Origin of the sequence: Tenuifilum sp. (assembly GCF_037481895.1) — a bacterium.
Classification (GTDB): Bacteria; Bacteroidota; Bacteroidia; order Bacteroidales; family Tenuifilaceae; genus Tenuifilum; species Tenuifilum osseticum.
In genome coordinates, this window is record NZ_JBBFKU010000012.1 from 52357 (window position 1) to 64421 (window position 12065).

Sequence of the window (12065 nt, forward strand, 5' to 3'; positions counted from 1 at the left end):
AGGCTACAAATCGTTTTCGTCAACAATAAAAATATCCTCGTTTGGCTTTTTCATAAGGTACTGCTCCCTGGCAAACTTTTCGAGGTTCTCGGCATTGGTGCGTAACTCCTTTATCTTCTTCTTATCCTCTTCAATCTTCTGGAGGTAGTACACTTTCTCTTCCTCTAGGCCCTTGATTCGACGCTTAGCGGCAAACATCTCAATCCAGTTGCTGCTATCAAAAATCAGCATCCAAATAGCAAAAATTAAGGTAGTGAGGAAAAACTTATTCCTGAGCTTGGGGAGAAACCATTTCCAGAAAGTAATCTCGTTCACCTGCATATTAACCTCCGCTTATCAGGTGAATAACCTGCACATCATCGCCATCCTTAATGGTTGCCATGCTATACTCGTCTTTTTTAATCAGCTTACCATTCACCTTCACCACCAGCATCCTAAACGTAAAACGTTTAACCGCCAGAAGTTCATTAACGGTGATAGTGGCCTTATTGGTATCAATATGTTCCGGCAAATTATTAAGTGTAATATCCATAACAAAAAGTATTTGGGCGTGCCCCCTAAAGGGGTCGGGCTACTGCGGGCTCCGCTTCGCTCCGGCAATCCCCTCCCATGGCGGGGATGTGCTGCTGCGCACCCTCCGTATCCCTCACGCAAATATAACCATAACGCACAGCAAAATCATAACATCACACAAAAGATTTTTGTAATTGCAAGTCTGAAAAAACATCGTTTTATTCTCTCCTGTCATGCTGAGTTAGCCGAAGCATCTCTTTTTCCTATTACCCTTTGATGAGATTCCTCGACTATGTTCGGGATGACAAAAACCCTATCTTACCTTCTGCTCCCTTGTCATGCTGAGCTCGTCGAAGCATCTCTTTGTACCTTCACGCTTTATTGATAGTTTTAAGGCCTTCACTCTTGGCAATGGACTACTTTTGCGATGCAAAGCATCACCCTTGCTCTTTGGAAAAAGTATTGAGTGCATCGCTTTAGAGCAGGAGTAGTCATGGAGTTACAAATATTACGCCCTTACAGGGCTTGAGACGTTGTTCGTTGTTTGTGAATCGTTGTTCGTGAATGCTATTCTGTGAAACACCGTGTTACATTGTGTAACTCTGTGATACCTGTTTGGTTGTTGGTTGACAGTTGATAGAAAATTCAATAGAACACAGATAGCATAGATTGGGGCGATTTTCGCTGATTTTCACCAAACACTAAACACCAAACCCGAAACACCTCTCTGAACACTGAACACTGCACACTGAATACTAAACAAAAAACCCCGGCTCATCACCAGGGTTCTGTTTGGCTAGAATGAAAAGTTATTGGGTACATGGTACTGTGGCCCGGTTTCGGGGATTTTGTAGACATTTACACTTACTCCACTGCCTATAACAGTTCCAGCTCCACAACCTGAATCATCGGATATACTCGTTATGGTGTAAGTATAAACAGTTGGTGGGGCAGCAGGCGATATCCAAGTCGGGTTATCGGGTATAGTGTAATTAAATGTATAAGGGCCTGTACCTGTTAATTCTCCTAAAGCAACTGTTCTATTCCAGCTATGCCCATGGTTATCGGAAATTGTAAATGAGAATGGAGGGGTTCCTGTAAATTCCAACCGTAACTGAACTTCATTGTTCTCACATGCGTTTGGCGATGTAAGCAACTGTTTTATCTCTGCAGTTGCTGTTGAACCTAAGAATATGGTTGTGCTTGAAGCTAACCAGTCCCCACACGAAGGGTTAAGTTGGTTAAACGCCCTTACAGTATAAATACCTGCTTGGTCAACTCCCGAGTAGGTAAGGTTACTTCCGGTGCCCGCCAATGTAATACCATAAGGAACTCCGTTGATGTAAAGTGAATAGTTAAATCCATTTTCTGAACCATCTTGCAGAACATTAGATGTAATACCTCCGCATATATTCCCAGTATTCGATAAATTGAAAGTAGTTAAAGGCATTTTATAAACAGTAACAACTGGGTTTGAACCATAAATTGTGCCAGGAATATTATCCTTATCCACAAGCGAGGTAATTTGGAAAGTGTAATTTCCAATAGCTAGATTCTGTGGAATTGAAGCAGGTGAGGAATTAATCACAACATTACTATAGGTGTTGGTTCCATCGGTATAGCTTATTGTCCAAGGAGCATTTCCGGTGAGTTCAATAGTAAGGTTATAGGCAGTGCCTTCACAAATAGATGCATTATTTGAAGTGATATGAGCAGTTGGGGCAACAATTAGCTGAACTGACGCAAGGGTAAAGTACTGGTTGGTACCGTCAAAGGTAACAGAACTTGTTGTGGTTACAGTACCATTACTAACAGTACCAGTAATCGATACATTGGTACCCACAATTTCCCACTTTGAGGTTGAAGGATTCCAACGCACTACTCTAAGATTTGATAGGTTGCCATTGCCTAAAGCAGCAGCAATATCGCTGGTTCCATTTAAAGTAAACCTAAGAGTAGAACTTGCGCCTGATGGGCCTTTTAAAACCCAATACTCCGATAATGAAACATTGGTTATTGGAGAATCGAAGTTGGTTGCATCATAGTAACCAGAACCTAAGTTTGAGTTATAATACTCTGCAGCCCAGTAATTTTCACCCACCCCATGGTTAACGTTTAGGAATGAGGTAATCTTTTTTCTTCCGTTTCTACCAATAGGAAAATCCTGAGAGGTTCCGTTAGTTTTATTGATTGAAAGAGGGCCCTCTACATAACTTCCGGCACTTATAGTACCCAAACCGTATGAAGCATTGGTTAACCTTAACAGGTTTGTTTGCGAAGTGTAAACTATGGCATTATTCTCAAGAGTTAAATATTTATACACATCTACCGGACCGTTTAAGGTTGTATTTTTTGATACTATAAGGTTGTTGAATCGGTTCTGTGTTGTTCCTGTAAAATCGCCGCTAACAGTTGCCTCAAGAGTCCCATTCAGAACTGTGGTTTGATTAGGATATTCAGCGTAAAAATTGGCTGTTGCTCCCTTGGTTATATTTCCTCCAACAGTCAAGGAGTAATTGTTTGTAGTATTTAAAGTTGCCGTTCCACTTATGGCTAAATTATTGCAAATACTAATATTTTTATTTGAAGGCAACGATTTAATGCCCGAGCCTGTAATTGTAAGGTTATTATATGAGGTATACCTATCGGTCAATGTATAGTCGGTTGTCCCACCATACTCCATGGTACCACCTCCGCAGCTGAAGAAATTGGTGTAGTTCCCTGTTGGAATGGAGTTGGTATACGATGAAAGAGTTCCATAACCTTTCACGTACCCCAATATGTGGTTAATAGTACTACCCAGTTCTAACCGTCCGTTTATCGTAGTTTCGTACGAACGTATATAGTTTGTTGGGATAGTAACGGTGTGTTCTGTTCTAATTTGAACACGTTGCCCAACAGGTCCATTTACTGGCACGGGGCCTCCATCGTCACGATCCCAAGTAGTGGGATCGGTCCAGTCACCATTCTTCTTGGAATAGAATAGCGGAACACGGTCAGGAATATAATCGGGTTCACCGGCGGTGTAATCGCCCGATACCAGATTCTGATTATTGTGTATAAAGTTAATCCAATCGTTATCTTCGTCAACCACAACAATGGGTGGAGAGGTTGATTCCAGAAACTTGCTCCAGTAGCCATCGTAAAGGCTAGCGCCAATATAGTCAACCTCAGAACCCTTAACTGCATCGGTGGTATAATGCATACGGGTAAGTGCAGTAAACTGCGATATACCTGTACTTTCAACCTCCCAGTACTGGTTGAGTACATGGTCGGTTTGACCGGGATCAGTAAATGTAGGATGAGGGGTATTAACTGGAACTATTCTGAGTGAACCACCTGAACTGTTGTTGGCTAAATATATATCAACTGGCATATATCGCTGGTTGGTTCCATCATCTGCTCCAATTGGGAGGGTTATATTCCATGTATAAGCTGGGTCAGAAGGATTGTATGGATCCGTAGGGCTTGATCCCGAAAGCGTTGGAAGAACTTTTGAAACACCCGATGGCGTAAACATCCCGCCATAAACGGCTATCATTTTTGAATTGCTAAAACCACTACCCTCTATGTTGGCATTCAGCCCCAAATTTAACTTATGGTATTGGATATGGAATATACCATTGGTTATCTTTAACGGGCTATTAAGCGTAATGCTGTTTTCGAGGTATACCTTGTTAGGGTTATCAATTTCAATCCTACCAAATTGTCCATCTCCGTATATTCGTTGCGTTGTTGTTCCGTTGAATCTTAAGCCTCCAGTTGTATTACTGGGACTAATGTGATATGAGTTGTTGTAAACATCGCCTTTAACATCAATAATATTTTGCCCGTCGCTTAGTATTCCACTGCTGATATTCAAATCTCCGTTAACGGTTAGTAAAGCTCCGCTATTAAGCGTTACCGATATAGTAGGGTTGATGGTTACATGGTTGGCAATCACGCTACCACTAATGGTTTGCTCACTGCCTTCAAAATTTAAGGTATTTGTATAAACATTTGGTACACCGTTATTGGTTAAATTATTTAAAAGCGTTAAGTTAAGGTTATTACCATTAAACGAAGCCCCACTTCTAATCTCCATGTTGCCCTGTACGCTCAAATTGTTAATGCTTAACTTGGCTAGGGTGTTTTGGTCAATAGTTAAACGAGGTAATGTTTTAGTTGAATTTATGGTGATGGGTATAGTAGTTGGAGTTGTTCCATTTAGGCCTATTTGAATTGTAGGCCATTGGTTGGTTCCAAAGGTTTCAGGATCGAGATATAGAGCCGCACGACTCTCGGTACCGTAATCATCGTGCCCACGAACAATGGTTAAGGTACCATTATAGAGCTGGAATAAACTGCCAGGATTCATTACCTCAAACACACCACGGTTGTTAATAGGAGCTGAACGGGTACCCACAATAACATTTGATGTTGGCGCTCCCGATTTGGCCAATTGTCGGTACCTGAGCACGCCAAGATTGTTTAGGGTTGATGAGCGAATTTGCGAACCCACCTCAAGGTACCCGCCTTTAACATCAATTTGAGCTTTGCCTGACGATGAGTATTCAATATAGTTATTGGAACCCACACCGCCGTCAAGTATTAAACGTCCCTGATTGGCCCCCTCGCCTTCAATACCAAGAAAACCATCGAGTTTTATTCCACTATTGCCAGGATTTGTAACCCTAATAGTACCCTGGTTTATAAGCAATCCTGCAGTTGAGGGTATTTCAAAGTCTTCACCCCCGGAGTTGATGTCAATATCGATTGATGGATGATTTAAAACTAAAGTTCCGCTCTGGAGCAGCAGTGCCTTTTCCGATGTGGCTCCATTTGAAGGACCTGTAAGTGTAAATGGCCAATTGAACTTGAATTGATTTGAAGCGGTTTCACCTTTATTCATGGCTAACCTCGACAGGCTTACAGATGCAGTACCAGCAGCATAAAGCGAATCGGTGCTTGCACCAGCTAATTCTAAGGTAACATTAGTGTTTGAGGGATTGCCATCGCCGAGGTTAATACTACAACCCGTTTCTAAACTAATTGACTTTTGAGCAATAAGTTTATGGGTTCTCCCACCTCCGGTAGGGTTAATAATTCTTAGCTGCGAGTTATTGATTAAGCGAATATTTGACATTGCTGTTACAGTTTGGTCTGCAGAAGCAGTACCAGGAAAAGAAACAATACCCGAACCAAAAGAATGTCCAATATCCAAACGTTTCTCGAAAGTTGCGCTAGCATTACTTCCTGAATTAAATTGCAGCTCGTGACCATAAGGTATGATTACAAGTCCATGGAAGGTAACTTTAGTATTAGGTAAAATAAATGTTTTTGCATTAGGCGGATCGAACCAAACCTGAGGATACTCAGTAACAGATGATGGAAGCGTTACAGGATTTGTAGTTCCCTCATTTCGGTATATTATTAAAGCATTTGGATAGTTGAAAAAGTCGCCAAAATCGCCAGTTGGAAATTGTCCAGCATAGCCTGTAAATAGGTCGAATTGCATAACGGCGCCATGTGTTTCGTAGTTCAATGTACCACCTTTATGCGTTTCGGCAACCTCAACTGCAAAGAAATTACTATTAAATGATGCTGCGGTTGAAAACCATAAGCGAGGGCAACCACTTGAAAAACCATTCTCGTCATCAAAAATAACCTTAGCGGCAGCCTCAGCATTAGTAATCTCAACTAAACCAGAGTAACTAGTACTTAAACGTCGAATTACGGCAATATCACCTGCCATTGGGTATCGGCCTGCAGGTACAGCAGGCCCACCCCTTGTGTATGACCAAGTATTATTATTTCTCCAGTCCCCGTTTGCCCGTAAATAAAAAACCTCTACTGTTCCAGCAAATCGGGTATTATGACCAGTAGTAAACTCTCCTTCCTGAAGAATCGGTGGCGTATTTCCTGTACGATTCGCATCCTGGTATTGATACTCAAGGGATAAATTCTTGGAGTCATTGTCCCAATTCAATGGGCCTAAATCATATATCCTATTTACTCCAACCACTTTTCCAGGTCTCCATGAACTTGGATTTGCTACCCCAGGGTAATAGGATGCTGGTGTGTTATAGAAATAGAAAATATTGTAAATTCTTGGGAGAGTAGTAAATCCATCGTGACGTATTCGCCAGTAATACTGTAATGCCGATTGAGCCGATGGTGCAAGTGTTGGCAATTCAGCATCAACAGGGTTTACCTGAACGTAGCCTGAATCAACAAAAACAGTTATAGCATTGCTCGATGGAGTATACCTATTACCATCGCCTGTTTTTGTGTAAACACCAAAAGGGTAAATATAGGTTGCATTGCCGCTTATTCTCCTTCGCATACCCAAATCGGAATGTTTTCCAAGGGTGCGAATCATTTTTGTAGTAGAATAGTCGGTAATAACCTCGGTCGATAATGAGCCATCTAGTGTTAGTAGTTTTGATCGTAAATCAATTATACCATTGGTTAGAGTTAATCGATTTGAAACAGTTTGATTGGCTATCAAGTATGTAACTTCAACCTTGCCCGATGCTTCACTTGGGTGGGGTTCATTAACCTCCAAATTGGCAACTACTCCATTCCCATTCCCCCCCAGTTGGTGTTGGGTGTTAATGGTTGCAGTTGCTGTGGCACCGCCGCTACTAATGGTTACAGTAGGTGCGGAGGTGTAGCCCGTTCCTGCATTTGTAATTACAATGCCCAGCAATGGTAGCGCGTTCCCTGCGGCAGGTATTCCGCTAAACACCGGAACAGCAGTAGCTCCAGTGCCACCGCCTCCACTTATTGTAATGGTAGGAATGGTTGTATGGCTACCGGGATTTGTTACTGTAATGGCTGAAACAATTCCACGATTAGTTAGCAAAACCTTACCCGTATTGGTTGCAGGATTATCGAGCTCAATGGTACCCGAGTTGGAAATATTACCTTTTACAACAATGTTTTGGTTGGTGTGTCTCAGAACCGCACCACTTTCAATGGTTAGGTTATTAAGAGTAAGAGTTGTGAAACTTCCAGAAAAATTTAATCGGGTATTTGGTGAGTTTGGGTTGTTCCTAACAACTAAATTGTTGAGAACCAGTTCGGGATTATTTATTGAAAAACTGCTAGTGTAGGTAACCAGCAGGGTGGTAGTATTATCGTATGCTAGGTATTGAGCATTAGGGTTAATAATAAATATACGAGCAACCTCCAGGTTATAAGTTCGGTAGTTATAGCTACTATGCTCCCTGCGTGCCCTTAGGGTGGTGTAGCTGTTAAGTGTAAGGCTACCGTTAAGCGATATATCGCTACCCATGTGAATATTGGCCTGTGTAGTACCAGTTGTTTTCTGGGTTTCAACGTTATATAACGGTCCGCTGGAGATTAAATCAAAGTTATCGCCATCGTTCATTAAAAAGTAAACGGTACCACCTGTTGCAGTGTGGTTTGAAGGATCGGAGTTTACTAAAAAAGCATTACTATTATAGTTGTTGGTACCCGAGGCTTGAGCCACATAAATTTTACCTCCTGTCATTTGAAAAACCCCGTCGGGATCAATAATACCAAAAGTGGGATATGCTCCGGTTATCTCACCGCCGCCATCGGGATTAACCTCATAACCCGACTGAAAATCAGTATTCCATGTAAATTGACGATTACCGCGAACCATAAGTTCACCTCCGGAGATAATAAAGGAGGTTTTTCCACCCGTTCCACCGTGTGCGCTACGGAATTGGGCAACATCGCATAGTCCACCACTAATTTTTACCACCGCCGAAGCCTCTGACCAGAAAATAAATCCCGCCGAGTTTCGGGTGTTAAAGTACCCTGCTGTTATCTCAAACTCTCCGTAAACTGATAGGGCCTGGTTGCTTGAACCGGTATTAACGCCTAAACTTCCGGCAGGGACCTGCGATACATTATTGGCTGTAGAGTAAACCTTAACATCGGGACCAGCAATCCAAAGCTTACCATTTGCAGGAATAGGATAATCGCCATTACCACTTACGGCATTTCCCTCGCTAAGCGTAGGGATATTTATTGAACCGGTTAACTTAAGAGTACCATTTTTAATCCATAGAGCTTTTCGAACCTCAGGGTTGGCAGCTGTATACGACCCTCCTGTGGCGCGGCCAACATTGTTAGGACCAAATAACCTAAAGTTATTGTAGTTGTTGCTATATACTTCCAGAATAAAAGTCCTGTCAGAACCCTTATCAACAATAAGTTCATAAAGATCAGTTGTACCATTAATCTGAAAGGTTGCATTGGAGTTGCCATAAAATGTTAGTGTAACGGCTCCCGTAGAGCTAAACTCGTTGTAAACCGGTGCAGTTTGGTTTGTGAGCTTTACTATACCATTGTTGGTTAAGTTACCTCCAATTTTAAATTGATGGCTAATGCTATGGTATTGTCCAACAGTGGGTATATTGTTGCTGGCAATAGAATAACTCCCAACAGTATTACCAAGGCCTACCTTAATTTGTCCGTTAGCATCAACTATTACATCGCCACTAACATCAAGGGTGAGAGCTGTGGTGCTTACATCATTGTTGATTCTAAGAATACCGTTTTTAATCCTTAAATTACCGGCTAGGGTGTAATTGGCAAGCAAGGTAAGTGTGTTTGACGATGAGCTTAGCTCAACTTCAACGTTGTTAAATGCACGAGCTGCATTAAGCGTGTAACCAGTACCATAGTATACCACAGTTCCTCCGCCTGATGAAACAAAGCCTGTGGCGTCTCCATTAGGGAAGTTATCGGCAGCAAGCCTAACTATTCCCCCCGGTTGACCCCATATTGATGAGAAACTACTTGGAGCAAGTGTACCAAAATCAATTTTACCATTGTTAACCTCTAAGGTACCAGCAGTTACAGGTGCCGAAACTGTCACAGTTTTTCCGTTTAGTATTACAACCCTATCAAGGTTACCGGGTGTCTCAAATGCGGGGTTATTGGGATAGTCTGGATTTAAACTCCATGTATTGAAATCGCTCCACAATCCATCGTTGAATGAATACCATGTACGAACATCCTGGCTCGATTCCACAATGGTATAGTATCCACTTTGGAAATTGGCACTGGTAAGGTTAAACCAAACCTTGTTATTGTTTACCAGGCCATACCCATTGGGAACAACAGAAAAAGTACCTGTAGTGCCTGAACGGTAAAGTAGATAGTACACTTTTGATGAATTGGGTGTTATACCGGTTCCTGCGAAGTTAAATCCTATTGATAAATCAGTTGAACCCGCATCAGTCACACCATTCTGTACCCTTTGTAAATAGTAAACCCTAGCCCATCTATTTGTTAGGGTAATGGGGCTAACATCGGGTAAATCAGAATTGTCGATACCATGAGGTGTGCCATTATGAGCGGCAAAAACAAACTCGTTGGTTTCATTGAGCGAACTTGAATATTCTTTTAGCAATAGATTCCCTTGAGCAGAAATGTCGGTTTCAGCCTGTTTTTGTGTGCCATCGGTGGTACCTATTCCAATTAAATCAACGGTATATCCATTAGGGTTGGAAAAGTAATTTGTTCCATCGTTAAGTGTAATGTTATACTTTGCTGATAGATATGTGTTCAAAATGATTTGCTGTGCTGCATTAAGAGCCTTTGTATAAAAAATTACCTCAGCAATATCAACATTATAGTATGTACCAGTCCAGCTTGCCAATCCAGCCCCTTCGTAACTTAAAAGCTGGCTTGGGTCACTAATATTTCCAATTTCTTGACCATTTTGAAATAACCTACGCTGGGGTGCTGCTTCTGCTGAAGCCAAGCGGTTTGTAAAAATACCAAAACTATTAATTCCGCTACCAGCAAATCCATTAACGTCCGTCCAGATATCATTCCCCCAATGGTTACATAAAAATTGAGTGGTGTTATCTCTCCATCCAATATGCATGTTTCTGTTTGCTTCGCTACGGGTTCCTCCTACAAAAAGTTGATAACCATTAACCCTTCGGGCAGAAACAAAAGTGGCTGTTAAATCAGTACCAACAAGTATATTACCATCAAAATTCAGAATATTGCTATTTGTAGCATTAAACTGAACGGCGGGCAATCCATTTAAATAATTGGTTTTGAATAAGGGCCTTTGACCCGCCGATGGGGCTGTTGCATTATTACCGTTCCCCGACTTATCGGTCCATGTATCAATGGGATCGTTATCGTTTAACCCTAACGATGAAGCATCGAGCCACATAACCAACTTGGGCTGACCATTTGTTCCAGTTGCATTACCAATGCCTGCTGGACTGTACTGTGCAAATGCTTGTGTAGCCAATGCAAATAGCCCTAAAGCAATGTAAAATGGTTTGATACGTATTAAGCCTAGCATATATGTAATTTTTTCGGTTTTCTTAACTAGTTACGAATAATACTTATTTCGAATTTACTTCAAAAATGTTTCAAATATACCTATAAAATAAGCAATGTCTTCAATGCAAAAACCAATCCAAAAGTTGTATAATTATGTTTATCATACTATTATGATAATCTACCTTGATTTATAAAGTCCGATAATGGGAAATGAGTGTTTAGTTTTTGGGGTATAAGGTTAAAGGATAAAGGATAAAAATTTAAAATTTCAGATTTCAGATTTCAGATTAAAGATTTTAGGTAATCTCTTATGCCATCAACCACCAACCATCAACTAAATCGGTATCACAGGGTTTCACAGTGAAACACGGTGTTGCACAGTGTAAATCAGCATAATCTGCGTCATCTGTGTTCCATCTCGATTCACGAACAACGAACAATGCTCCCAGCCCTGTAGGGGCGAAACATTTGTAACCCCATGTCTACTCCCACATGTATAGCGATGCACGAAATGCCTTTACCAAAGAGCAAAGGTGAAACTTTGCATCGCAAAAGAAAAATCATTACAAAGAATTATTTGCACGTTCTTTCTTGTCTTGATACAAGAAAGAACCAAAGAAAATCAAGGCTGAAAAGCCCGACCCGATGGGTGCCCCGCGGGTGGAACTGCTGCGCGATACTATTCGCCACGCCGCAGGCGTGGCTCATCTGGTATCGCTTACTAAGCCCACCGCCACGTACCACCCCCGACCCATTGCCAGGTCAGGCTTTTATGCCACTGCATGGTTCTTCCGCTCCATTCACTATCAGGGAGACGGTCTGGAGTGATGTCGTTTCCTACATTCAACCTAGATGATCCCTCTAAATCTACCCTGAAAGGCGAGACTTTAACGGCGCTCCCCTCTCCTGTCAGGAGAGGGGTGGGGGTGAGGTCGTTTTTCACGAACAACGAGCAACGAGTAACGAACAACGAAGACCGCTTCCAGCCCCGTAGGGGCGTAATATTTGTAACTCCTCGGCTACTCCCTATGTATTGCGATGCACGCAATGGATATGCCAAAGAGCAGGGTGGAAACGTTTCATCGCATCAGGAAGGCATAGCAAAGAGCAATTGACGTAATACCAATCAAAAGGTATAAAGGATTAAAGGCACAAAGAGATGCTTCGACAAGGCTCAGCATGACAAAGTGAGTGAGGGAGCCATTCATGTTGTCATCCCGAGCGGAGTCGAGGGATCTGATAGAAGGGTAAAAGAAATGCTT

Annotated in this window: 4 protein-coding genes; 1 reads left to right on the forward strand and 3 read right to left on the reverse strand. The window is 41.9% G+C overall.

From position 1 onward, the window contains the following. Positions 1 to 3: 3 nt before the first annotated feature. The 3 genes from WHS63_RS05320 to WHS63_RS05330 all read right to left on the reverse strand — a co-directional run bounded on the left by WHS63_RS05320 (position 4) and on the right by WHS63_RS05330 (position 10822). The gene (locus WHS63_RS05320; protein WP_445204212.1) at positions 4 to 321 is read right to left on the reverse strand and encodes an FtsB family cell division protein; all 318 of its coding nucleotides are present in this window, start codon (positions 319 to 321) and stop codon (positions 4 to 6) included. A gap of 1 nt (position 322) precedes the next feature. Continuing rightward, the gene (gene thiS, locus WHS63_RS05325) at positions 323 to 532 is read right to left on the reverse strand and encodes a sulfur carrier protein ThiS (RefSeq protein ID WP_445204213.1); all 210 of its coding nucleotides are present in this window, start codon (positions 530 to 532) and stop codon (positions 323 to 325) included. A 777-nt stretch (positions 533 to 1309) separates the two neighbouring features. Next, positions 1310 to 10822: a hypothetical protein gene (locus WHS63_RS05330; RefSeq protein ID WP_445204214.1), complete on the reverse strand. Its 9513-nt coding sequence runs from the start codon at positions 10820 to 10822 to the stop codon at positions 1310 to 1312. A 626-nt stretch (positions 10823 to 11448) separates the two neighbouring features. Here WHS63_RS05330 and WHS63_RS05335 point away from each other — a divergent pair. Continuing rightward, positions 11449 to 11631 (forward strand): hypothetical protein, encoded by a 183-nt coding sequence (locus tag WHS63_RS05335; RefSeq protein WP_445204215.1) that lies wholly within the window; start codon positions 11449 to 11451, stop codon positions 11629 to 11631. The last annotated feature ends 434 nt before the right edge of the window (positions 11632 to 12065 follow it).

Bases quoted from the DNA above. Each gene is read 5' to 3' on its own strand.
- WHS63_RS05320 (WP_445204212.1), bottom strand. From the start codon at position 321: ATGCAGGTGAACGAGATTACTTTCTGGAAATGGTTTCTCCCCAAGCTC.
- thiS (WP_445204213.1), bottom strand. From the start codon at position 532: ATGGATATTACACTTAATAATTTGCCGGAACATATTGATACCAATAAG.
- WHS63_RS05330 (WP_445204214.1), bottom strand. From the start codon at position 10,822: ATGCTAGGCTTAATACGTATCAAACCATTTTACATTGCTTTAGGGCTA.
- WHS63_RS05335 (WP_445204215.1), top strand. From the start codon at position 11,449: ATGGGTGCCCCGCGGGTGGAACTGCTGCGCGATACTATTCGCCACGCC.